Origin of the sequence: Azospirillum baldaniorum, assembly GCF_003119195.2 — a bacterium.
In the GTDB taxonomy this organism is placed as follows: domain Bacteria; phylum Pseudomonadota; class Alphaproteobacteria; order Azospirillales; family Azospirillaceae; genus Azospirillum; species Azospirillum baldaniorum.
In genome coordinates this window covers 1,649,047-1,671,192 of record NZ_CP022254.1, presented here as the reverse complement: position 1 = coordinate 1,671,192, position 22,146 = coordinate 1,649,047, and the positions used below count along the sequence as shown (strand labels likewise).

Genomic DNA, 22,146 nt, shown 5'->3' with positions numbered 1-22,146 from the left:
CGGTGACCCTGCTTGTCTCGGCCCTGCTGGGCTATCTGCTGGGCTCGATCCCCTTCGGGCTGGTGCTGACGCGGCTGGCCGGTCTGGGCGACATCCGCCAGATCGGGTCCGGCAACATCGGCGCCACCAACGTGCTGCGCACCGGCAACAAGCCGTTGGCCGTCGCCACCCTGATCCTGGACAGCGGCAAGGGCGCCATCGCCGCCCTCATCGCCCTCGCCTGGGCGGGGCCGGAGGCGGCGGTCTTCGCGGCGGGCGGCGCCATGCTGGGCCACAGCTTCCCGGTCTGGCTCGGCTTCAAGGGCGGCAAGGGTGTGGCGACGGCGCTCGGCGTGCTGCTGGCGGTGTCCTGGCCGGTCGGCGTGATCGCCTGCGCGACGTGGCTGGCGATGGCCTTCCTGTTCAAGATCTCGTCCCTGTCCGCCCTGACCGCGCTGGGCCTCAGCCCGATCTTCGGCTGGATCTTCGGTGGGCCGCTGGTGGCGGGGCTGTGCCTGTTCATCGCCGTGCTGGTCGCCATCCGCCATTCCGCGAACATCACGCGCCTGCTGAAGGGCGAGGAGCCGAAGATCAGCTTCGGCAAGAAGAAGGCCTGACCGCCCCCGCTCACGTCTTCAGGAACAGCTCATCCATCGCCGTCAGCAGTTCCCCCGCCAGGACAGGCTTCCTCAGGATCACCAACGGTCCGCCATCCCCGTCCCGCAGGCCGGGGATGCCGTCCTCGGGTGGGGAGGCGGAGAGCACGACAATGGGCAGGTTGGGCCGGTCGAGGCGCAATTGGCGGATCATCGCCTCGCCACCCAGCCGGGGCATCACCAGATCGGTGACCAGCGCATCGTATGTGCCCTCGGCCAGGGCGCTCAAACCGGCCTCGCCGTCCGTCACGGTGGTGACCGTGCAATGGGCCATTTCCAGCATGCGGGCCAGCGCCATGGCGGTGAGCGAGTCATCCTCCACGAGAAGAATCTTGAGCGGCCTCGCGAAACGCACCAGGAACCTCCACGGGTGGCGAACGGGCCGACACTCTCCACGAAGGCCGATTGCTTCGCTCCTGCAAAAAAGTGTGGCCGGGGGCGTTATTTAGGACGCCGGCTTCACCGTACCATGGTGTGGCGCCCGGCGGGATGGTTTCGAGAAGGCCGTGACCGCCCCCGCGCCTCGGCCCTTGCGGCGGCTCGACCAGCGGTACTGTGGGTCGTCGGCGATCAGGTGCAGATGGTCAGAGATGCGGTTGCGCTCCAGCCAGCCGAGGGCGGCCTCCAGTTCCGACAGCGTCATTTCCGACCGCGCCTTGTTCATGCAGCGCTTCAGGACGGCGTTGTAAGTGTGGTAGCTGACCGGCCCCTCGGCGACGAGGTTGTTGTCCTGGTCCTCGATCACCTGGGCCGCCACGATCTGGCCGATGCGCTGGCGCAGATGATGCTCCACGGCGCTGGGCACCTGCACCCCGTCCTTGGACGGGCGCTCGGCCGAGGGGCGGTCGGCGGAATCGCGCCCCGGCGGCGGGTTGCCGAAATCGGGGCCGGGGGCGACCACGGCGAAGCGCAGGGCCGTCGCGTTGGATTCCAGCGGGATGATCTCCGGCTCCGCTTCCACCGTGCGCTCAAAGGGCAGTTCGTGCTGGCGCCGCGTCTTGACCATGGCCCGCGTGCCCTGCTGGGTCTCCACCATCTGGCGGAACCGTTCGAACATCATGTCGGAGGGATGATAGATCACCGCCCGCTGCTGCTCGTAGGCGCCGGCGTGGGGATCGACGCGGGTGGCCCGCGCGATGGCCTGCTCCAGCCAGGGGCGGGAACGGATGTGGGTCAGGCAGGCGACGTGCGAGATGGCGGGCGCGTCCAGCCCCTCATAGGCCATGGCGACGGAGACCAGCACGGCGGGTTCCGGGCGCAGGCGGAAGGCGGCCACCACCTCCTGCGCGTCGCGCCGTTCGGAAATGGCGATCTGCGCCATCCTCGCCGCCTGCGCACCAGGCATCCAGCCGCGCAACGTGTCGAGGTAGTTGCGGGCGGTCTCCTGGTCCGGCGCGATCACCAGCAGCTTGCCCAGCCCGGCGCCCTCATGCCCAGAACCATTCGCCGCCGCGCGCCGCTTCGCCCGGTGCTCGCGGCAGGAGCGGTAGGCCTCGCGCAGCATGGCCTGGGCGAAGCCGGTGCGCAGCGCGGTGAACAGGGCGTCGCGGGTGTTCTCCCCGGCGCGGGACAGGGCATCGACGCTGCGCGTCGTCCGCTCCGCGTCCAGCCATGTCGCGGTGCCGTCCATCGCGCCGAAGGTCACCGGCAGGATCGCCTTCTCGGCCAACGCCTGCCGCCGCGAATAACCGACGATGGCCCAGCCCGGCGCCTTGAAGTCGATCTCGCGCACCCGCCGCACCCCCAGCGGAGCGCGGTAGGGCAGCCACAGGATGGGGCGTCCGTCCGCCCGTTCCAGCGTGCCGCTCATCAGCAGCCGGGCGGCGGCGCTTTCAAGAAGCGGCAGGATGGAGCGGCTCCAGGCGGTCTCGTCCTCCGCCGTGGTCGCCGTTCCGGTGTCGGCGACGGCGGGCAGGTGGTGCAGTTCGTCCACCGCCAGCAGGTACCGGTGGCGGCGGAACTCCTGAAGGTGCAGGTCCGGGGCCGCGGCGACCGCCTGATAGGTGGTGACGTAGCCCTGGAGGCCTCGGCAGGGATCGCGCCCGTTCTCCGCCGCCCGCAGCGCGATCCCGTGGCCCAGCGCCTCGCGCCAGCGTGGGTCGGCGAAGGCTTCCTCGGCCTGCCGGCGCAGGCTGTCGCGCGGCACGATCCAGCAGATGCGGTCAATCAGTCCGGCACGCATCAGCGCCGCCCCCATGATCACCGGCAGCAGCGACTTTCCCCCACCCGGCGTCACCGCGGCCAGCACGTCCCGCACGTCCGTCTGCCGCTGGGCGATGGCCGCGGCGACGCCGGCAACCATGGTCTGGTGGCTTCTCAACGCTGGCATGCCGGCCTGACGCCCCTCCCTGACGGTTTCCGCGGTACGGACCGGCAAGGCTAAGCTGCGGGGAGTCACCGGGTCACGGATTCAATCGTAGGTAGGCATCCCCCAAAGGAGGGGGGCCGCTCGCCAAAGGAGTCCGAAGGAAAGGCACAGGATGCGCTTCGGTCTGGGCGCGGCACGGGCTTCGTGGTACACGAATTGTTCTTTTGAAAAGTCCCTGACGGGAAGAGCAAGGAGGGCACCAGGAGATGAGCACCCGTCCGCAGGCGGTTTCCACCCAGCATGTCGAGAACGAGCGCACCCGCGTCACCGAATGGCGTCTGGTGCCGGGGGCAGAGACCGGCGCCCATGTGCACGGCTACGACTATGTGATCGTTCCGGTGACGGCCGGCGCCTTCACCATCGTCGATCCGGACGGCAACGCCCGCCAGTTTCCGCTGGAGCCGGGCCGCTCCTATTTCCGCAAGGCTGGCGTCAGCCACAACGTCATCAACGACGGCGACAGCGACATCGTCTTCGTCGAGGTCGAATTCCTCCAGCCCGGCTGATCCCCCAAATCTGATCCCCCAGGCCCGATCCGACTGACCGATGCACCGCGGCTCCACCATGTTCGACTATGGCCAGGACGGCGACGAGCCGCTTCCCGACGCCGTCATACGTTCCGGCGGGCCGCGGTCCGTCCAGCATTTGCTGCTCTCGCTGTCGCCCGAGAATCCGCTCTACCTCTACGCCGACGCGGCGGACGCCGGGGGCGGGGCCTATTACCGGGACTCCCGCGAGGTCTGGCAATCGCTGGCCGACGGGGAGGGGCAGCGCTGGCGCTGGTTCGTCGGTAGCCAGGGCCGCGTCGTCGAGGCCGCCCCCGGCGATGTCCACGGCCTGCGCCGCGCCGCGCCGGTCGCCCTGACCATCACGTGGTACAGCCTGCCGGACCGCGAGAGCGTCGGGCGGGTGCGCAACGCCCTGCGTGCCATCGGGGCCACCTGCAGCCGCGGTCCGGCAGGCTGAGAGCGAACCTCCATCACAGACGCCCGTGAACGCATAAGCGCCATGTCATTTCGGAATCCCTCTTGATCAGGCCGTTATTGTGTGGGCGCGACTTCTGTCCTAATGTTAGGAACCAGGAATCCGGGAGCATCCGACAGAGTGGCCGTCACCCAGGCACAGCCTTCGCGCGTTCTGACGCCCTGTGCCTCATCGCTCGTCCTGCGGTGACCGCCCATGATGGCCTCTTCCCACATGATCGTCGGCGGGGCGGCGTGGTTCTACGCCTCGGCGCGCTTCGGCCTGCCCTTCGACGTGGTGGCGTTCGGGGCGGCGGTGATCGGGTCGCTGGCGCCGGACATCGACCATCCCAAATCGACGCTTGGCCAGCTGATGCGGCCCCTGTCGAACGTGATCTCCGCCGTCTTCGGGCATCGCGGCGTCACCCATTCCACGCTGGCCATCGTGGGATGCCTGTGGGCTCTGCACGAGTACGCGGACTACTCGCACCTGATCCTGCCTTTCCTGATCGGCTATCTGACCCATCTGGCGGGCGACCTGCTGACCCCGGCGGGACTGCCGCTGCTGTGGCCGATCAAACGGCGGCGCAACTTCGCGCTGCCCATCCTGAAGACCGGCGGATTCTCGGAGCAGCTGGCGGTCACGCTGCTGGCCGGCTGGATGATCTCCGGCCTGTTTTCCGCGTCCTGGCCGGGTCTGCCCCTCGACCGCCTGCCCTTCGAGAACTGGATGGCGATCGACCGCCCGTGGCGCTCCGCCGTCGTCGCGGCGCAAGGATTCCTTGGGGAGGAAGGGCGGGAACGCAGTGCGCCACCCATCCCCGCGCGCAAGCCCGCCGAGCCGGCGAAGACCCGCCCGTTGAAAGGCTGAGTCATGAGCGCCTGGATTGTGTTTTAAATGTAACGGTCAACGACTCATCTTGGCTTTCTGTTTCACCAACCTTGTTGCATTTCGTCATAGAGACCGTGAAAATCTGTCTTTGTCACCGCTTAGCGATTCGTTAGGCTTTTTAGGCACATTCTAACGACCATATCCAATCGATCTTAGATTGAATTTCCACACGCTTCGATGCGGACGGATCCGACCATGGCAAAGCTCCGGATGTCGAAAGAGACGCAGGCGGCCGACGGCGTGCCGCCCGATGCGGCGACGGCGATTCCGCTCCACCTCGCCCTTCCCGACCTGCCCGGCGGACAGGACAAAAGCCTGAAGCGTGTGTCCGACGTGCTGGCGCCGCTGGACCATGGGCAGAAGCTCCAGCTCTACAAGATGATCCGCGACGGGTATCTGGAGGACATGGCCGAGCCGGTCGCCCAGATGCTGGTCACCATGCTGAACGGGCGGCGGTCCGAGCACGCGCGCCGCGTCTGGACCGGCCTGTTCGACGCGCTGATCCTGCGCGACGATTCCCTGCTGACCAGCGGGGTCCGGCTGGCCGGCGCCCTGCATCTGGCGGACGTCAGCGCTTGGTGGTTCGCCCTGGCTCCGCGCATGGAACCGCTGGTCGGCCGCGTGCAGGAAACGGTGGCCCGCCTCGCCAAGGACCAGCCGCTCAACGAGATCTTCGCGTCCGCCGAGGCGCAGAGCTGGGCCGACGAGCTGCGCCAGCGCAGCCTCGCCGTTCTGGCCCGCCTGCGCGCCACGCCGGCGGAGGCGACCGCCTTCCTGGCCGAGGTGTCGGGCTTCCGCGCGCAGATGTTGAAACGCCACGGTGTGCGCCAGCGCGAGGGCGTCGCCCGTGCGGAGCTGGAGCGGATGGAAACCATCCTTCTGGCCGCCCCCGCCTGGGCGGACCAGCCCCTGCCGTCGATGCTGCACGGCGACCCGGTGCGTCTGGCGCGGGAGATGGTGCGCCGCGGCGACTGCACGCGCGAGGGGGCGGCCATGTTCGCGGTGGCCGGCCTGCACCGGCGCGACGACGCCGCCCTGGCGATCCGCCTGTTCGAAGCCTTCCCCGTCGCCGTGGCGAAGGACGCCATCATCGGACGCCTTCTGGTCGCCGCGGAGGCGCTGAAGGCCACACTGACCGGCAGCTTCCTCAGCAAGCCGGGCCTGCTGGTGGCGGACGCGGTGGACGACCGCGACCACCCTTCCGCCCAGCTCCAGCATTTCCTGGCCTGGTACGACGCCGTCCATGCGCTGGAACTGGACACCACCGACCGCGAACGCAACATGGTCCATCAGGCGTTCCGCGAGCTGAGCAACGCCGTGCACGAGGATCTCGCCCCCGTCCTCGCCCGGCGGATCGAAGCGCTGACCATGCACAGCGTGCTCGACCCGCTGATGGAGCGCGTGCGCTTCGTCAACGAGTTCCAGGCGCAGCTGGCGCGGCGCGGCATCGTGTCGTCGGGCAAGCCGTGGCGGGCCGAGGACGGCAACCACGTCGCCACGGTCTTCCGCCGCCTGTCCTCCACCGGCGCCGCGGAAGGGCTGCGGACGCTCGGCCAGCTCGCCGATCTGGCGGACATGCTGAGCTACCCCATCGAGATCACCGCGCTCGACATCGCGCTGGCCGGGGTGATCGAGGCGGCGTTGCGGCAGCAGAAGACGTTCGGCGCTGCCGAAACCCGGCTGATCGACCGCGTCATCGCCGTGTCGAGCGACGAGCGCAAGCGCTGCCGCTGGTGGGTCGCCCCGGAGGTCGTCACCCTGCTGGACGCTGCGGAAAAGTCCGGCATCGCCGGTACCGCGAAGAAGTAACGGCGACCCGCCGAACCCCCATCCTTTCAGCGTGTGCCCAGGATGCGGCGGCGCCCGTTCCCGGCCGGTTCATTCCGGCTGCGGAACGGCGGTGCCAACCTTCTGTTGTCCGGACATGTGAAGTCGGCGCAGCCCTTGATCGTGGCGGCGTCCGGCCCTCCCCCGCAGATCCGGAGTCTCCATGGCACAGCTCAACGCCAGCCTGCGCCCGGCCCCCGCCCCGCCGCCCGAACCGATTCCCGTCACGCTGAACGTCAACGGGGTGGAGCGGGCGCTTCATCTCGCGCCATGGACGACGCTGCTGGACGCGCTGCGCCTGCACCTCGACCTGACCGGCACCAAGAAAGGCTGCGACCACGGCCAGTGCGGGGCCTGCACCGTGCTTGTGGACGGGCGGCGCATCAACGCCTGCCTCACGCTGGCGGCGATGCAGGACGGCCGCAAGGTCACCACCATCGAAGGGCTGACCACCGGCGACGCGCTCCACCCGCTCCAGGACGCCTTCATCGAGCATGACGCCTTCCAGTGCGGCTACTGCACGCCGGGCCAGATCTGTTCCGCCGCCGGGCTGATCGCCGAAGGCAAGGCCACCACCGACGACGAGATCCGCGAACTGATGAGTGGCAACCTCTGCCGCTGCGGGGCCTATCCCAACATCGTCGCGGCGATCCGGCAGGCCATGACCATCGCCGGCCCGAAGGCGGAGGGCGCGCCATGAGATCCTTCACCTACGCCCGCGCCGACAGCGCGGCAGACGCGATCGGGCGGGCCGGCGCCTCCGGGACGGCCTTCGTCGCCGGGGGGACCAATCTGCTGGACCTGATGAAGGCCGACGTGCTGCGTCCGGAAGGGCTGGTCGACATCTCCCGTCTGCCGCTGGACCGGATCGAGGAGACGGCGGAGGGCGGCCTGCGGCTGGGCGCGCTGGCCCGCAACGCCGACACCGCCTACGACGAGCGTGTGCAGACCCGCTACCCCATGCTGTCCAAGGCGATTCTCGCGGGGGCTTCGGCGCAGCTCCGCAACATGGCGACCAACGGCGGCAACCTGCTGCAGCGGACCCGCTGCTACTACTTCTACGACACGGCCACCCCCTGCAACAAACGGGAGCCGGGGTCGGGCTGCGGCGCGATCGGCGGGGTGAATCGCATCCACGCCATCCTCGGTGCCAGCGACCAGTGCATCGCCGTCCACCCCTCCGACCTCTGCGTCGCCCTGGCGGCGCTCGAAGCGGTGGTCCAGGTGACCGGGCCGGAGGGTGAGCGCAGCATCCCCTTCGGCGAGTTCCACCGCTTGCCCGGCGACCGTCCGGAGATCGACACGGTCCTGCGGCCGGGCGACCTCATCACGGCCATCGACCTGCCGGCCAAGGGCTTCGCCGAGCATTCGACCTATCTGAAAGTCCGTGACCGCGCCTCCTACGCCTTCGCGCTGGTGTCGGTCGCGGCGGGGCTGGAGATGGATGGCGGCACCGTCCGCGAGGCCCGTCTGGCGCTGGGCGGGGTCGCCCACAAGCCCTGGCGCGACCCGGAAGCGGAAGCCGCCCTTATCGGAAAACCTGCCACGCCCGACCGGTTCCGCGCCGCCGCGCGCGTGCTGCTGCGCGACGCCAAGGGGCACGAGCACAACAGCTTCAAGATCGAACTCGCCGAGCGCGCCATCGTCCGTGCCCTGACCGAAGCCGCCGAGCGCAAGGGAGCGCCCCGTCCATGATCGCCATTCCCAGCATCCCCGGCTTCCTGACGGAGCCCAACGGCCCGATCGGGAAGCCCGTCAGCCGGGTGGACGGGCGCAAGAAAGTGACCGGCAACGCCCATTACGCCGCCGAGTTCACCTTGCCGGACCTCGCTCACGGCTACATCGTCTCCAGCGCCATCGCGCGCGGACGGATCACCCGCATCGACACGGCGGCGGCGCTCGCCCTGCCCGGCGTCATCCACATCTTCACCCACGAGAACCGGCCGAGCCTCGCTTGGTTCGACCGCAAATGGAAGGACGACGACGCGCCCAAGGGAGCGCCCTTCCGCCCGCTCTACGACGCGGAAATCCACCACGCGCTCCAGCCGGTGGCGCTGGTGATCGCCGAGAGCTTCGAGCTGGCCCGCTACGCCGCCCGCCTCGTCCACATCGAGTATGAGGCGGCTCCCCACCAGACCGACCTGCGCGCCAACCGCGCGAACAGCTTCACCCCCGGCAAGGACAAGGGCGGCTTCGAGCCCCCGCCGAAGCCCCGCGGCAACCCGGAGCAAGCCTTCCTGGACTCGCCCGTCCAAGTGGACGCGGAGTTCACCCAGGCGGCGGAATACCACAACCCGATGGAGATGCACGCCACCACCGTCCTGCACCACGACGACGGCACGCTGACCGTCCACGACAAGACCCAGGGCGCTCAGAACTGCCACACCTACGTCTGCAACGTCTTCGGCCTGGCCAAATCCGCGGTGCGGGTGATGTCGCCCTTCGTCGGCGGCGCCTTCGGCTCCGGCTTGCGGCCGCAGCATCAGCTCTTCATGGCCATGCTGGCGGCGACGCAGTTGAAACGCTCCGTCCGGGTGGAGCTGTCGCGCCCGCAGATGTTCAGCTTCGGCCACCGGCCCGAAACCATCCAGCGGGTGGCCCTGGGCGCCGACCGCGACGGCACGCTGCGCGCGCTGATCCACGAGGCGGTGCAGGAAAGCTCCCGGAACGAGAACTATGTGGAGATCGTCGTCAACTGGTCGGGCCAGCAGTACGCCTGCGACAACGTCCGGCTGGACTACAAGCTGACCCGGCTGGACGTGCACACGCCGCTGGACCAGCGCGCGCCCGGGGCCGCGACCGGCGTCCCGGCGCTGGAGATCGCCATGGACGAGCTGGCCTGCAAGCTCGGCATGGACCCGGTGGAGCTTCGCCTGAAGAACTACGCGGAGACCGACCCCAACACCGGAAACCCCTTCTCCAGCAAGGAACTGCGCGCCTGCTTCCAGCACGGGGCGGAGCGGTTCGGCTGGGCGAAGCGCAGCCCCGCGCCGCGCTCCATGCGCGAGGGGCGCGAACTGATCGGCTGGGGCATGGCGGCGGGCGTGTGGGACGCCATGCAGGGGCAGGCCGCCGCCAAGGCGGTGCTGGGCGTCGACGGCAAGCTGGTGGTGTCCAGCGCCACCGCCGACATCGGCACCGGCACCTACACCGTCATGACGCAGATCGCCGCCGACGTGCTGGGCCTGCCGATCGAGGAGGTGACCTTCTGCCTGGGCGATTCCTCGCTTCCCACCGCCCCCATCGAGGGCGGGTCCTGGACCGTCTCCACCGTCGGGTCGGCGGTGAAGGCGGTGTGCGACCGGGTGCGCTCACAGCTGGTCACGCTGGCCGGCAAGCTGAACGACAGCCCGCTGAAGGGGGTGGCGGAGGCGGATGTGCTCTTTGCCGACGGCCATCTGATCGTCCGGGACGACCGGTCGCGGCGGCTGTCCATCACCGACGTGATGCGCGGCTCCGGCACCCTCAGCATCGAGGAGGAGGCACGCGCCCTGCCCTATCTGCTGGCGCGGGCGCGGCACACCTTCGCCACCCATTCCGCGGTCTTCGTGGAGGTGCGGGTGGATGAGGATCTCGGCACCATCCGGGTGGCCCGCGTGGTCAGCGCCATCGCCGCCGGCCGCATCATCAACCCCAAGACGGCGCGCAGCCAGATTCAGGGCGCCGTGGTCTGGGGCATCGGCATGGGTCTGGAGGAGGAGGCCTTCACCGACCACCGGCTGGGCCGCGTGATGAACCACGACTACGCGGAGTACCATGTCCCGGTGAACGCCGACGTGCCGGAGATCGACGTGCTGTTCGTCGAGGAGCATGACGACATGGTCAACGCGCTGGGCGCAAAGGGGGTCGGCGAGATCGGCATCGTCGGCGTTCCCGCCGCCATCGCCAACGCCATCCATCACGCGACCGGCGTGCGCGTGCGCGAGTTCCCGATCACGCTGGACAAGGTGCTGGCGGGGCTGCGCTGACGAGGGCGGGTGGTCGCGACGGGCCCCCACCCAACCCTCCCCCGCTTCGCAGGGGAGGCTTTTTTCCTCCCCCTGCGAAGCGGGGGGAGGTCGGGAGGGGGGCCTTACGCAACCACCTTCCGTACCACGTCCCCCTTACGCCGCCGCGACGGCCTCGACCGGCGCCATGCGGATCAGGTAGTCGAAGGCCGACAGGGCGGCCTTCGAGCCCTCGCCCATGGCGATGATGATCTGCTTGTAGGGCACCGTCGTCGCGTCGCCCGCCGCGAAGACGCCGGGGATGGAGGTCTGACCGCGGGCGTCCACCTCGATCTCGCCGCGCGGGCTCAGCGCCACCGAGCCCTTCAGCCACTCGGTGTTGGGCACGAGGCCGATCTGCACGAAGATGCCTTCCAGATCGATGCGGTGCACCTCGCCGGTGTTGCGGTTCTTGTAGCTGAGGCCGGTCACCTTGGTGCCGTCGCCATGCACCTCGGTCGTCAGGCCCGAGGTGATGACGCGCACGTTCGGCAGGCTGCGCAGCTTGCGCTGGAGCACCTCGTCGGCGCGAAGCTGGCTGTCGAACTCGATCAGCGTCACCTCGGCGACGATGCCGGCCAGATCGATGGCCGCTTCCACACCGGAGTTGCCGCCGCCGATGACCGACACGCGCTTGCCCTTGAACAGCGGGCCGTCGCAGTGCGGGCAATAGGCCACGCCCTTGTTGCGGTACTCGTCCTCGCCGGGGACGCCCATCTGGCGCCAGCGGGCGCCGGTGGACAGGATCACCGTCTTGGACTTCAGCGAGGCGCCGTTGGCGAGCTGGATCTCGATCAGGCCGCCCGGACCCTCGGCGGGGATCAGCTTTTCCGCCCGCTGCAGGTTCATCACGTCGACCTCATACTCCTTGACGTGCTGCTCCAGCGCGGTGGCCAGCTTCGGACCCTCGGTGTGGGAGACGGAGATGAAGTTCTCGATGGCCATGGTGTCGAGCACCTGACCGCCGAAGCGCTCCGCCGCGACGCCGGTGCGGATGCCCTTGCGCGCGGCGTAGATCGCCGCCGCGGCGCCGGCCGGGCCGCCGCCGATCACCAGCACGTCGAAGGCGTCCTTGGCCTTGATCTTCTCCGCGTCGCGCTGCGAGGCGCCGGTGTCGATCTTGGCGAGGATCTGCTCCAGCCCCATGCGGCCCTGGCCGAACGGCTCGCCGTTCAGGAAGATGGACGGGACGGCCATGATCTTGCGCGAGTCGACCTCCTGCTGGAACAGCGCGCCGTCGATGGCGACATGCTTGATCCGCGGGTTCAGAACGCTCATCAGGTTCAGGGCCTGCACCACGTCAGGGCAGTTCTGGCAGGACAGCGAGAAGTAGGTCTCGAAGCTGTACTCACCCTCCAGCGCCTTCACCTGCTCGATGACCTCCGCCGACTCCTTGGAGGGGTGGCCGCCGACCTGCAGCAGGGCGAGGATGAGGGAATTGAATTCGTGGCCCATCGGCAGGCCGGCGAAACGGACGCTGACGTCGGTGCCGGTGCGCTTGATCGCGAAGGAGGGCTTGCGCGCGTCGTCGTCGGTGCGGACGAAGGTGATCTTGTCCGACAGGGACGCGATGTCCTGCAGCAGAGCCTGCATGTCCTGCGATTTGGCGCCGTCGTCCAGGGAAGCGGCCAGTTCGATGGGCTGCGTGATCTTGTCGAAATAGGCCTTGAGCTGGCCTTTGACGTTGCTATCCAACACGGCGAGGGCTCCCGAAAGTGGTTTTTCGAAGCGAGCCCGGTGGCGCCAGGGCGGGTCCGGGCAGCAGAGTGTCTTTGAACAGACTTTTTTGAACGGATGAAGGCCACTCGTGATCCGGGCCCGGAATCGATCCGGGCCCGAAGCCGTGGCGCCGCGGCCAGCGTGACCGCGGCCGAACCGTCCGGCCGCGGTTGCGGCCGGCGGTTCCCAGAGGATCAAGCCGGAGAGGCTTAGATCTTGCCGACGAGGTCGAGCGACGGGGCGAGCGTCTTCTCACCCTCTTCCCACTTGGCCGGGCAGACCTCGCCCGGGTGCGAGGCGACGTACTGGGCGGCCTTCACCTTGCGGAGCAGCTCGCGGGCGTCGCGGCCGATGCCGCCGGCGGTGATCTCGATGATCTGGATCTTGCCGTCCGGGTCGACGACGAAGGTGCCGCGGTCGGCGAGGCCCTTCTCCTCGATCAGGATCTCGAAGTTGCGGCAGATCGTGCCGGTCGGGTCGCCGACCATGGTGTAGGCAATCTTGCCGATGGCCGGCGAGGTGTCGTGCCAGGCCTTGTGGCAGAAGTGGGTGTCGGTCGAAACGCTGTAGATCTCAACGCCGAGCTTCTGGAACTCGCTGTAGTTATCGGCCAGGTCTTCCAGCTCGGTCGGGCACACGAAGGTGAAGTCCGCCGGGTAGAAGAAGACGACCGACCACTTGCCCTTCAGGTCGGCGTCGCTGACGTCGATGAACTTGCCGCCCTTGAAAGCGGTCGCCTTGAACGGCTTAATCTCGGTGTTGATCAAGGACATGATTTCTCCATCAGTCTGAATGATTGGAGCAAGCGTCACTCCGGTGTCCTGCCAGCTTGGCCCCGTCTTCCCAATGGTTTCCCAAATGGGCTACCGGTGCCGCGGCATCCCTGCCGGAAGTCTGCTCCCCCCTCGTTGGTCGCTTGACACCAGGGAAGTTAGGGGCAATGGGTCAGCGATGGAAGCGAAAAATACCAATCGCTTTGATCGATAAAACCGATTATTGTGCAGTGCATGAAGCCCCTCCCCACCTTGCGTCAGCTCCACTACCTCGTCGCCGTCGTCGATCGCTGCCATTTCGGCAAGGCGGCCGAGGCCTGCCTCGTCAGCCAGTCGACGCTCAGCGCCGGCATCCAGGAATTGGAGAATCTGCTGGGCGCCCCGCTGCTGGAGCGCACGCGGCGCACCGTCCTGCCGACTCCGCTGGGCCGCGAGATCGCCGACCGCGCCCGCACCGTCCTGAAGGGGGCGGAGGAGCTGGTGGACATGGCCCGCTCGGTGGAGGACCCGATGTCCGGACCGCTCCATCTGGGCGTGATCCCGACCATCGGCCCGTTCCTGATCCCCCGCGTGATGCCGGCGCTGCGCGACAGCTTCCCCAAGCTGAAGCTGTTCCTGCGCGAGGACCAGACCGCCCGGCTGCTCGACCGGCTGGAGTCGGGGGAGTTGGACGCGGCCATCCTCGCCCTGCCCTACCCCTCCGGCGACGTGGAATCGATCGACATCGCCGAAGACCGCTTTTCCGTGGTCTGCACGCCCGAGCACCGGCTGAGCGACGTCACGACGCCCCGCCCCTCCGATGTCGCGCTGGATGATCTGCTGCTGCTGGAGGACGGGCACTGCCTGCGCGACCACGCGCTGGCCGCCTGCTCCATGGAGGGGGCGCGGCAAAGCGCCGCGTTCCAGGGCACCAGCCTGCACACGCTGGTCCAGATGGTCGCCAACGGGCTGGGGGTGACGTTGCTGCCGCAGATGGCGCTCGACTCGGGGATTCTGCGCGGTTTGGACGTGGTGGTCCGCCCGCTGGGCGGGGAGCGGCCGTTCCGCCGGATCGGGCTGGTCTGGCGCCGCACCTCCGGCCGCAAGGAGACCTTCCGGCAGCTCGCCGCTGCCCTGAAGACGGAGATGTCCCGCGACAGCGGGCCGCAGGCCCCCGCCAACGGCGACGCCAGCGTGCGGACCGCCGCCTGATCCAGGGCCAGAGAACGCCGGAATCAGAAGACGTAGGTCATCACGAGATACAGCAGCGCCTCGCCGTCACCCGCGTTGCGGTAGGCGTGGGGGGCATCGGCGTCGAACTGGATCGTGTCGCCCTCCTCCAGCCGGTGGGTGCCGTCGCCGGTCTCGATCTCGACCACGCCGCGCCCGACCAGGATGTTCTCCACGGTGCCGATGGTGTGGGCGTCGGCCCGCTCGTCGGTGCCGGGAGCGAGGCGCAGCTCGTAGAACTCCACCTGCCGCTCGCCGTGGAAGGGAAACAGCGCCCGCGAACTGAACCGTCCGTCGCGCGAGGCCAACGGCCGGCTGTCCACCCGCCGGATTACCGTGGTCCCGCCGCTGCCCCCGCTGCTGAGCAGGCTGGAGAAGGGCACGTCGAGCGCGCGGGCGATGGTCCACAGGAAGTCGATGCTGGACGGCCCCCGCCCGGCTTCGATCGCCGCCAACTCGGCCCGGCTGTTCCCCGACAGCTTGGCGAGCGCGTCGACGGACAGCCCCTGGCGGAGCCGGAAGCTGCGGATGTTCTCGGCGATCACGCCGGTCAGCGGGTTGGCGTCGCCATCCGTGCTCCGGGGGGTCGATGTCGTGCTCATGGTGTTTGGCCCTCCCGTTCCATCACTGCGTGCTCATATCCTGGGATTCAGCGGGGCGCCGACTGGATCTGGTCGAACACGGCACCCTCCGCGAAATGGGTCGCCTGGGCCTTGCGCCAGCCGCCGAAGACGTCGTCCACGGTCACCAGCGCCACCGGCGAGAAGCGCCCGGCATATTGCCGCGCCAGCTCGGGATGGCGGGGCCGGTAGAAATTCCGCGCGGCGATCTCCTGCCCCTCGCGGGTGTAGAGATACTGCACATAGGCTTCGGCCACCTTGCGGGTGCCCTTGCGGTCGACCACGCTGTCCACCACGGACACCGGCGGCTCGGTCAGGATGGACAGGGACGGCACGACGATCTCGAACTGGTTGGCCCCGAACTCCTGGAGCGACAGGAAGGCCTCGTTCTCCCAGGCCAGCAGAACGTCGCCGACGCCCTTGCGGGTGAAGGTCAGGGCGGCCCCGCGGGCGCCGCTGTCCAGCACCGGGACGTGTTTGTAAAGGTCGGCGACGAATTCCCTGGCCTTCGCCTCGTCGTTGCCGTTGGTCTTCAGCGCATAGGCCCAGGCGGCAAGGTAGTTCCAGCGTGCCCCGCCCGAGGTCTTCGGGTTCGGCGTGATCACCTCCACGTCCGGCTTCACCAGATCGTCCCAGTCCTTGATCTGCTTCGGGTTGCCCTTGCGGACCAGGAAGACGATCGTCGAGGTGTAGGGGGAGCTGTTGTTCGGCAGGCGCGTCCGCCAGTCCTTCGCGATCAGTCCGGCGTCGGCAATCGCATCCACGTCGTAGCCCAGAGCCAGCGTCACCACATCGGCGTCCAGCCCATCGATGACCGAGCGCGCCTGCGCGCCCGATCCGCCGTGCGACTGGTGAATGACCACCGTCTCCCCCGACGCGTCCGCCCAGGTGCGGGCGAAGGCGGGATTGAACTCCTCGTACAGCTCCCGCGTCGGGTCGTAGGAGACGTTCAGGATCGTGCTGCGGCTCGCGGCGCTGGCGGTCGCCAAGGCGGCCAAGGTCACCAGCCCGACGGCGATGAGGCTCTGGCTGAAGCGCGACGGCATGAACGGTGTTCCCCAGGCTGACGGTCGATGGCGTGGTGCCGGGGATTATTGAACACGGACGATCCCTATCAAGCAAGTCGTCTTTTGCCGTCGAATGTGTAATTCACATATGTGCGATTATCATTTATCGGAATTTTAATGTGAAAAAAGGACGTCAAACGGTTGCGCCAGCCGAACGGCGCAACCGGACCGGTCAGGCCTGCTTGGCGTCGATGATGCCGCGGCGGATGGCGCGGGTCTTGGTGAAATGGTCCTGCAGCTGCTCCCCCTCGCCCCAGCGGATGGCGCGCTGGAGGGCGGTCAGGTCCTCGGTGAAGCGCTGGAGGATTTCCAGGACCGCTTCCCGATTGTTCAAGAACACGTCGCGCCACATCACCGGGTCGCTGGCGGCGATGCGGGTGAAGTCGCGAAAACCGCCGGCCGAGAACTTGATGACCTCGGACTTGGTGTCGTCCTCCAGGTCGGACGCCGTGCCGACGATGGTGTAGGCGATCAGGTGCGGCAGGTGCGAGGTGATGGCCAGCACGCGGTCATGATGGTTGGCGTCCATCAGTTCCACCGTGGAACCGATGCGGCGCCACATCGTCACCACCTTGTCCACCGCGCCCTCGTTGGCGCCGGGCGGCGGGGTGACGATGCACCAGCGGCCCTGGAACAGGGTGGCGAAGCCGGCCTCCGGCCCCGAATGCTCGGTGCCCGCCACCGGGTGGCCGGGAATCAGATGCACCCCGTCCGGGATGTGCGGCCCGACGTCGCGCAGCACCGCCTGCTTCACCGAGCCGACGTCCGTCACGATCATGCCGGGGCGCAGCAGCGGCCCGAGCTGCTCCCCCACCTCGGCGAAGGCGCCGACGGGAGTCGCCAGGACCACTAGGTCCGCACCCTCCAGCGCTTCCGCCAGATCGGTGGTGGCGCGCTCGACGATGCCCAGTTCCATCGCCTTGGCGCAATGCTCCGGGCTGCGGTCCGCGCAGACGACCTGACGCGCCACCCCGTAATGCGTGAGCGCCCGCGCCAGGGACGAACCGATCAGACCCACGCCGACGATGGCGACGCGGTCGAACAGGGGGGCGGCCAGAGGGGCTGCGGTCTCGCTCATGATCTCAAGGCACCGGCTGCGGATGGGTTGCAGAACGCCCCGCTATAAAGCACCAAGCCGCCGCGTGACCAAGGGAAAGTTTGCCCGGCCGCCTCGTGAGGAAACGCGCGCAACGGCGCGATCCCCTCTCCCGTCCTGGGAGAGGGTGGCCCGAAGGGCCGGGTGAGGGTCGCGCAAGGATCAAGGCGCTGATTCTTGTCTATACCCTCACCCTCCCACCGCTTCGCGGCGGGCCCCTCCCTCTCCCGGGGCGGGAGAGGGAAAACCACTCCGGCCTTACGCCGCCAGGAAGTCCTTCAACGCCTGCACCACTTCGCGCATTTCGGCCTCCGTGCCGATGGTGACGCGCAGGCAGCTCGGCAGGCCGTAGGCGGGCATCTGGCGGACCAGGATGCCGCGGCCCTTCAGGAACAGGCGCGCCGCCTCGGCGTCGTCCTTCCCGGCGGTCTGCCCGGCGAAGTCGACCAGAACGAAGTTCGTCACGCTGGGGTGGGTCTTCAGGCCAAGGCCATGGACCTGCTGGACGAACCACTCCCGCCATTCGATGTTGTGGCTGCGCGAGCGCTCCAGGAACGCGGTGTCCTCCAGCGCCGCCACCCCGGCGATCTGCGCCGCGGAGGAGACGTTGAAGGGGCCGCGCACGCGGTTCAGCACGTCGGCGATCCCCGCCGGGCAGTAGGCCCAGCCGAGCCGGACCGAGCCCAGCGCGAAGATCTTCGAGAAGGTGCGGGTCATCACCACGTTGGGGAAGCGGTCGACCAGCTCCTGCCCCGCCGAATAGTCGTTGTGGTTCATGTACTCGGCGTAGGCCGCGTCGATGACCAGAATGGCGTTTTCCGGCAGGCCGGCGTGCAGGCGGGCCATCTCGTCGGCGGTGATGTAGGTGCCGGTCGGGTTGTTCGGGTTGGCGACGAAGACCAGCCGGGTGCGCGGCGTGACGTGGGCCAGCAGCGAATCCACGTCGGTGGTCAGGTTCGTCTCCGGCGCCTGGACCGGCGTGGCGCCGACCGACTTGGCGCCGATCGGGTACATCAGGAAGCCGTGCTGCGAGTACAGCACCTCGTCCCCCGGACCGGCGTAGGCGCGGATCAGCAGGGCGATCAGCTCGTCGGAACCGGCGCCGCAGACCACGCGGTCGGCGTCCAGGCCGAAGCGCTCGGCGATGGCCTTGCGCAGCTTGGCGGAGCCGCCGTCCGGGTAGCGGTGCAGCTCGCCCGCGGCGGCCCTGTAGGCCTCCACGGCGCGCGGGCTGGGGCCGAGCGCGCCTTCGTTGGAGGCGAGGCGGATGTGCCCCGCATGCTCGCCGCCGACGTAGGGGGCGATGTCGAGAATCCCCGGGCGGGGCGCCGGGCCGTTGTTCGGCTGGGTCATGTCAGGTCTCAGACCTTGCGGGCGTCGTGGGAGAAATGAAGCGGGACGGCGTAGCCGCCCACGATGTTGATCCGCACCGGGATCTCGCCCAGCCGGCCGGCGAAGGCGGACAGGCGCGGGTCGGTGTGGTCGACGAAGTCGGCGACCTCGACCAGATGGATGGACGGGCCGGACGGGTCGCGGGCGTGCCAAGTGCAGAAATAGGTCGGGGCGAGGCCGCTCGTCTCCAGATGGTCCTTGAGCCGGCCGCGGCTGAGGTCATGCCCCAGCTCGATCCCCAGGAGGGTGCGGTCGTCGCCGGTCGGCTCGTGCGGGACCAGCGCAATGGCCAGCGCGTCGCGGTCCTCGCCGCGGGCGTTGCCGCGCCCGGCGAAGGGCAGCCGCGCCACCACGCGCGGCGTGCGCGCGTCGGACGACACCAGGAAGCGCCACCAGGGGTCCGCGTCGTCCTCCGCCGGGTAGGGAACGACGCCGACGGTGGCCGTGCCCTCCGACACCGCGCGGATGGCCGCGGCGGGGGTGTTGACGGCGGTCATCGGAACGACGCTGCCGAAATGGTCGCGGGCCACGTCCCAGAATCCGCGGCGGTCCTCCGGCGCGTAGACCGCGACGGCGAAGGGGCCCTGGAGCCGGGTGAAGGCGGTGATCATCTCCCGCCACATGCGGGTGACGGCCATCGCCGGAAAGGAGCCGGCGTGGCGCGCCATCAGGCGGCGCAGGATGACCGCCTCGCGCGCCGGGCGCAGATAGATCGGGGTCTGGGGATTCCCGCTGACCTGACCTTCCGCGGCCTCGATCTGGCCTTTGACGACGCCGACGCGCTCCACCACCGCGGCGCGGCGCATCAGCAGGTCGTGGATCGTATCGTCGATGTGATCGATCTCGCGGCGCAGATCGTCGAGCGGGGACTTGGGCGGAGGCATGGGGCGGGAAACCGTCAAATCCAGGGCGAATCCAAAGCCGGATAGTAGTAGTCCGCAAGCGGAGCGAAATCAAAGAAAACGTTGACACTCCCAACCGCCGGTCCGTAGCTATGAACTCCCGTTTTCCGGAGGCCACCGACCCGTCATGTCCGCGCCGAACCCCGCCGCCGCCGTGTCTGGCCCCGTGCCTGCCGCCGCGCCTGCCGAGCCCGCGACGATGCCCGGCCACCGGGTCACGCTCGGGGTGGACCGGCCCATGCGGCTGGACAGCGGCGCGGAGCTGGGGCCGTTCGAGGTCGCCTACCAGACCTACGGCGCGCTGAACGCGGACCGGTCGAACGCCATCCTGATCTGCCACGCCCTGACCGGCGACCATTACGTGCTCGACCAGCATCCGGTGACCGGCAAGCCCGGCTGGTGGGAGATGCTGGTCGGCCCCGGCAAGCCGGTCGACACCGACCGCTATTTCGTCATCTGCTCCAACGTGATCGGCGGCTGCATGGGCTCCACCGGCCCGAAGGAGACCGATCCGGCGACCGGCGAGCCCTACGGTCTCGGCTTCCCCGTCATCACCATCGGCGACATGGTGCGCGCGCAGAAGCTGCTGGTGGAGCATCTCGGGATCGACCAGCTGTTCTGCGTGATCGGCGGCTCCATGGGCGGCATGCAGGTCCTGCAATGGGCGGTGGCCTATCCCGAATCGGTCTTCGCTGCGGTGCCGATCGCCACGGCGGCCCGCCATTCCGCGCAGAACATCGCCTTCCACGAAGTCGGCCGGCAGGCGATCATGGCCGACCCGGACTGGGCCGGCGGCAACTACCTGCTGGAGGGCACCCGCCCGCACCGCGGGCTGGCGGTGGCGCGCATGGCCGCGCACATCACCTACCTGTCGGAACCGGCGCTGCACCGCAAGTTCGGGCGCAACCTGCAGAACCGCCAGACCGTCACCTACGGCTTCGACGCCGATTTCCAGGTGGAGAGCTATCTGCGCCACCAGGGCATCACCTTCGTGGAGCGCTTCGACGCCAACTCCTACCTCTACATCACGCGGGCGATGGACTATTTCGACCTCGCCGCGGATTACGGGGGCGGCACCCTGTCCAACGCCTTCCGCAAGGACGGCAAGGGCACGCCGGTGCGCTTTTGCCTGGCCAGCTTCTCCAGCGACTGGCTGTTCCCGACCTCCGAATCGCGGGCCATCGTGCACGCGCTGAACGCGGTGGCGGCCAACGTCAGCTTCGTGGAGATCCGCACCGACAAGGGCCACGACTCCTTCCTGCTCGACGAGCCGGAATTCCACCAGGTGATCCGCGGCTTCCTGGACGGCTGCGCCGAACACCGCGGCCTGACACGACCCTCCAGACCATGACATCCCGGCCATGAGCCCCCTCGACGACAATCAAGCCGCCGCCCGCACCGCCTCCGGCAACGGCATCCGCACCGACCTGAAGCTGATCGCCGAGATGGTGGAGCCGGGCAGCCGCGTGCTCGACGTCGGCTGCGGCGATGGCGCCCTGCTCGCCTTCCTGTCCCGGCAGAAGGGGGTGGACGCGCGCGGGATCGAGCTGTCGATGGACGGCGTGCACCAGTGCGTGGCCCAGGGCCTGTCGGTGATCCAGGGCGACGCCGAAACCGACCTGAAGGACTACCCGCCGGGCGCCTTCGACTATGTGATCCTCAGCCAGACCCTCCAGGCGATGCGGGAGCCGCGGACGGTGCTGGAGACGATGACCCGCATCGGGCGGCGGGCCATCGTGTCGGTGCCCAACTTCGGCTATTGGCGCATCCGCGTGCAGCTCCTGCTGACCGGGCGCATGCCGGTGACGGAGAAGCTGGGCTACCAGTGGTGGGAAACCCCCAACATCCATTTCTGCACGATCAAGGACTTCGTCGTCCTGGCGGAGGAGATGGGCATCCGCATCGAGCGCTGCATGATCGTGGACCGCGCCGGCCGGGTCACCGGCCATGCCCATTCCGGGCTCGCCAACCTGCTGGGCGAGCAGGGCGTCTTCCTGCTGCGCCGGGACTGACCGGAAGGCCGCCGGTCCCCGGCGATGCAACCCCTGCCCCGCTGGCGCTGTTGATAGGCAACGTCCGTTCAACAACAGACCAGCGGGAGCCACGCACCATGCGCCTCGTCCCCTCCTCCGTCCTGGCCGCATCGGCCGCCGCCCTGCTGCTGTCCGGCGCCGCATCGGCCCAAACATCGCAGGCGCAAACGCCACAGGCGTCACCGGACGCCGCGCGGTCCCCGCTGATGACGGCGCCGCGCCCGGATGACACGCCGGCCACCCCGCCCGCCGCCTCGCCGGAGGGACTCGGCGGCGACGCGCCCTCCGACGAGATGAAGCGCGTGGCCCCCTCCGTCGCCGCGATCCCCCATCTGCTGACCCCGGAGGAGGCGCGGACCCTGATCGGCAAGGAGGTGCGGACCCGCGACGGTCAGCCCGGCGGCTCCATCAAGGATTTCACGCTGGACGGCAGCGCCGCCGCGATCGAACGGATCGTGCTGGCCCCCGCCGAGGGCAGCGGGGCGGACGGAAAACTGCGGTCCCTGCCGGTCAGCATGCTGCGCACCGACATCGCGGGCGCGGCTGCCAGTGCCGACGGCTCGACGCCGCCGACTTTGGACCTGCCGGCGGCCGAACTCGCGCGGGCACCGGAATTCTCCTATGGCGAGGGTGTGAAGACGGTGAGCGGCCAGCCGCAGTGACGG

21 protein-coding genes are annotated in these 22,146 nt (G+C 68.9%); 12 read left to right on the top strand and 9 right to left on the bottom strand.

Features of this window, described 5'->3' with window-relative positions:
• Positions 1–2: 2 nt before the first annotated feature.
• Positions 3–596, top strand: coding sequence for a glycerol-3-phosphate 1-O-acyltransferase PlsY (gene plsY / locus Sp245p_RS21870; RefSeq protein WP_109138834.1), 594 nt, complete (start codon positions 3–5; stop codon positions 594–596).
• A 10-nt stretch (positions 597–606) separates the two neighbouring features.
• Here the strand turns inward: plsY and Sp245p_RS21865 are convergent, their stop codons facing one another.
• Together Sp245p_RS21865 and Sp245p_RS21860 are read right to left on the bottom strand one after the other, a co-directional pair.
• The gene (locus Sp245p_RS21865) at positions 607–990 is read right to left on the bottom strand and encodes a response regulator (RefSeq protein WP_014198411.1); all 384 of its coding nucleotides are present in this window, start codon (positions 988–990) and stop codon (positions 607–609) included.
• A gap of 90 nt (positions 991–1,080) precedes the next feature.
• Positions 1,081–2,964, bottom strand: coding sequence for a DEAD/DEAH box helicase (locus Sp245p_RS21860; protein WP_082188243.1), 1,884 nt, complete (start codon positions 2,962–2,964; stop codon positions 1,081–1,083).
• Positions 2,965–3,209: 245 nt separating this feature from the next.
• Here Sp245p_RS21860 and Sp245p_RS21855 point away from each other — a divergent pair, with 245 nt between their 5' ends.
• From Sp245p_RS21855 to Sp245p_RS21825, 7 genes are all read left to right on the top strand, one after another.
• Positions 3,210–3,509, top strand: a complete 300-nt coding sequence (locus Sp245p_RS21855; RefSeq protein ID WP_014198409.1) for a cupin domain-containing protein — start codon at positions 3,210–3,212, stop codon at positions 3,507–3,509.
• A 40-nt stretch (positions 3,510–3,549) separates the two neighbouring features.
• Positions 3,550–3,969, top strand: a complete 420-nt coding sequence (locus Sp245p_RS21850) for a hypothetical protein (protein ID WP_014198408.1) — start codon at positions 3,550–3,552, stop codon at positions 3,967–3,969.
• A 213-nt stretch (positions 3,970–4,182) separates the two neighbouring features.
• Positions 4,183–4,836: a metal-dependent hydrolase gene (locus tag Sp245p_RS21845; protein ID WP_014198407.1), complete on the top strand. Its 654-nt coding sequence runs from the start codon at positions 4,183–4,185 to the stop codon at positions 4,834–4,836.
• Between the two features lie 216 nt (positions 4,837–5,052).
• Complete coding sequence (locus Sp245p_RS21840; protein WP_014198406.1) at positions 5,053–6,666, top strand: hypothetical protein; 1,614 nt, start codon at positions 5,053–5,055, stop codon at positions 6,664–6,666.
• 181 nt (positions 6,667–6,847) lie between these two features.
• The gene (locus Sp245p_RS21835; protein WP_014198405.1) at positions 6,848–7,384 is read left to right on the top strand and encodes a (2Fe-2S)-binding protein; all 537 of its coding nucleotides are present in this window, start codon (positions 6,848–6,850) and stop codon (positions 7,382–7,384) included.
• Complete coding sequence (locus Sp245p_RS21830) at positions 7,381–8,379, top strand: FAD binding domain-containing protein (RefSeq protein ID WP_014198404.1); 999 nt, start codon at positions 7,381–7,383, stop codon at positions 8,377–8,379. The genes Sp245p_RS21835 and Sp245p_RS21830 overlap by 4 nt, the downstream gene beginning before the upstream one ends.
• Positions 8,376–10,652, top strand: coding sequence for a xanthine dehydrogenase family protein molybdopterin-binding subunit (locus tag Sp245p_RS21825; protein WP_109138832.1), 2,277 nt, complete (start codon positions 8,376–8,378; stop codon positions 10,650–10,652). Before Sp245p_RS21830 ends, Sp245p_RS21825 begins: the two co-directional genes overlap by 4 nt.
• 135 nt (positions 10,653–10,787) lie before the next feature.
• On the opposite strand, the gene ahpF is transcribed toward Sp245p_RS21825, so the two are convergent.
• Together ahpF and ahpC are read right to left on the bottom strand one after the other, a co-directional pair.
• A complete protein-coding gene (gene ahpF / locus Sp245p_RS21820; RefSeq protein WP_014198403.1) occupies positions 10,788–12,368 on the bottom strand; it encodes an alkyl hydroperoxide reductase subunit F in 1,581 nt (526 codons plus the stop codon).
• A gap of 230 nt (positions 12,369–12,598) precedes the next feature.
• On the bottom strand, positions 12,599–13,162 hold the full coding sequence (gene ahpC, locus Sp245p_RS21815) for an alkyl hydroperoxide reductase subunit C (protein WP_014198402.1): 564 nt from the start codon (positions 13,160–13,162) through the stop codon (positions 12,599–12,601).
• A gap of 234 nt (positions 13,163–13,396) precedes the next feature.
• Here ahpC and Sp245p_RS21810 point away from each other — a divergent pair, with 234 nt between their 5' ends.
• Positions 13,397–14,353, top strand: coding sequence for a hydrogen peroxide-inducible genes activator (locus Sp245p_RS21810; RefSeq protein ID WP_014198401.1), 957 nt, complete (start codon positions 13,397–13,399; stop codon positions 14,351–14,353).
• 23 nt (positions 14,354–14,376) lie between these two features.
• On the opposite strand, the gene Sp245p_RS21805 is transcribed toward Sp245p_RS21810, so the two are convergent.
• The 5 genes from Sp245p_RS21805 to Sp245p_RS21780 all read right to left on the bottom strand — a co-directional run bounded on the left by Sp245p_RS21805 (position 14,377) and on the right by Sp245p_RS21780 (position 19,430).
• On the bottom strand, positions 14,377–14,973 hold the full coding sequence (locus tag Sp245p_RS21805; protein ID WP_014198400.1) for a helix-turn-helix domain-containing protein: 597 nt from the start codon (positions 14,971–14,973) through the stop codon (positions 14,377–14,379).
• Between the two features lie 47 nt (positions 14,974–15,020).
• On the bottom strand, positions 15,021–16,037 hold the full coding sequence (locus tag Sp245p_RS21800; protein WP_014198399.1) for a sulfate ABC transporter substrate-binding protein: 1,017 nt from the start codon (positions 16,035–16,037) through the stop codon (positions 15,021–15,023).
• Positions 16,038–16,230: 193 nt separating this feature from the next.
• Positions 16,231–17,136 (bottom strand): prephenate/arogenate dehydrogenase family protein, encoded by a 906-nt coding sequence (locus Sp245p_RS21795; protein WP_014198397.1) that lies wholly within the window; start codon positions 17,134–17,136, stop codon positions 16,231–16,233.
• A gap of 276 nt (positions 17,137–17,412) precedes the next feature.
• On the bottom strand, positions 17,413–18,507 hold the full coding sequence (gene hisC / locus Sp245p_RS21785; RefSeq protein WP_014198396.1) for a histidinol-phosphate transaminase: 1,095 nt from the start codon (positions 18,505–18,507) through the stop codon (positions 17,413–17,415).
• 8 nt (positions 18,508–18,515) lie between these two features.
• On the bottom strand, positions 18,516–19,430 hold the full coding sequence (locus tag Sp245p_RS21780; RefSeq protein ID WP_014198395.1) for a chorismate mutase: 915 nt from the start codon (positions 19,428–19,430) through the stop codon (positions 18,516–18,518).
• Between the two features lie 145 nt (positions 19,431–19,575).
• Between Sp245p_RS21780 and metX the strand changes: the two genes are divergently transcribed.
• The 3 genes from metX (at position 19,576) to Sp245p_RS21765 (ending at position 22,143) form a co-directional block, all read left to right on the top strand.
• Positions 19,576–20,799, top strand: a complete 1,224-nt coding sequence (gene metX / locus Sp245p_RS21775) for a homoserine O-acetyltransferase MetX (RefSeq protein ID WP_014198394.1) — start codon at positions 19,576–19,578, stop codon at positions 20,797–20,799.
• A 10-nt stretch (positions 20,800–20,809) separates the two neighbouring features.
• Complete coding sequence (gene metW / locus Sp245p_RS21770; RefSeq protein WP_014198393.1) at positions 20,810–21,460, top strand: methionine biosynthesis protein MetW; 651 nt, start codon at positions 20,810–20,812, stop codon at positions 21,458–21,460.
• 98 nt (positions 21,461–21,558) lie between these two features.
• Positions 21,559–22,143, top strand: a complete 585-nt coding sequence (locus Sp245p_RS21765) for a PRC-barrel domain-containing protein (protein ID WP_014198392.1) — start codon at positions 21,559–21,561, stop codon at positions 22,141–22,143.
• Positions 22,144–22,146: the final 3 nt, after the last annotated feature.

Bases quoted from the DNA above. Each gene is read 5' to 3' on its own strand.
- Sp245p_RS21860 (WP_082188243.1), bottom strand. From the start codon at position 2,964: ATGCCAGCGTTGAGAAGCCACCAGACCATGGTTGCCGGCGTCGCCGCG.
- Sp245p_RS21855 (WP_014198409.1), top strand. From the start codon at position 3,210: ATGAGCACCCGTCCGCAGGCGGTTTCCACCCAGCATGTCGAGAACGAG.
- Sp245p_RS21850 (WP_014198408.1), top strand. From the start codon at position 3,550: ATGCACCGCGGCTCCACCATGTTCGACTATGGCCAGGACGGCGACGAG.
- Sp245p_RS21845 (WP_014198407.1), top strand. From the start codon at position 4,183: ATGATGGCCTCTTCCCACATGATCGTCGGCGGGGCGGCGTGGTTCTAC.
- Sp245p_RS21840 (WP_014198406.1), top strand. From the start codon at position 5,053: ATGGCAAAGCTCCGGATGTCGAAAGAGACGCAGGCGGCCGACGGCGTG.
- Sp245p_RS21835 (WP_014198405.1), top strand. From the start codon at position 6,848: ATGGCACAGCTCAACGCCAGCCTGCGCCCGGCCCCCGCCCCGCCGCCC.
- Sp245p_RS21830 (WP_014198404.1), top strand. From the start codon at position 7,381: ATGAGATCCTTCACCTACGCCCGCGCCGACAGCGCGGCAGACGCGATC.
- Sp245p_RS21825 (WP_109138832.1), top strand. From the start codon at position 8,376: ATGATCGCCATTCCCAGCATCCCCGGCTTCCTGACGGAGCCCAACGGC.
- ahpC (WP_014198402.1), bottom strand. From the start codon at position 13,162: ATGTCCTTGATCAACACCGAGATTAAGCCGTTCAAGGCGACCGCTTTC.
- Sp245p_RS21810 (WP_014198401.1), top strand. From the start codon at position 13,397: ATGAAGCCCCTCCCCACCTTGCGTCAGCTCCACTACCTCGTCGCCGTC.
- Sp245p_RS21805 (WP_014198400.1), bottom strand. From the start codon at position 14,973: ATGAGCACGACATCGACCCCCCGGAGCACGGATGGCGACGCCAACCCG.
- Sp245p_RS21800 (WP_014198399.1), bottom strand. From the start codon at position 16,037: ATGCCGTCGCGCTTCAGCCAGAGCCTCATCGCCGTCGGGCTGGTGACC.
- Sp245p_RS21795 (WP_014198397.1), bottom strand. From the start codon at position 17,136: ATGAGCGAGACCGCAGCCCCTCTGGCCGCCCCCCTGTTCGACCGCGTC.
- hisC (WP_014198396.1), bottom strand. From the start codon at position 18,507: ATGACCCAGCCGAACAACGGCCCGGCGCCCCGCCCGGGGATTCTCGAC.
- Sp245p_RS21780 (WP_014198395.1), bottom strand. From the start codon at position 19,430: ATGCCTCCGCCCAAGTCCCCGCTCGACGATCTGCGCCGCGAGATCGAT.
- metX (WP_014198394.1), top strand. From the start codon at position 19,576: ATGTCCGCGCCGAACCCCGCCGCCGCCGTGTCTGGCCCCGTGCCTGCC.
- metW (WP_014198393.1), top strand. From the start codon at position 20,810: ATGAGCCCCCTCGACGACAATCAAGCCGCCGCCCGCACCGCCTCCGGC.
- Sp245p_RS21765 (WP_014198392.1), top strand. From the start codon at position 21,559: ATGCGCCTCGTCCCCTCCTCCGTCCTGGCCGCATCGGCCGCCGCCCTG.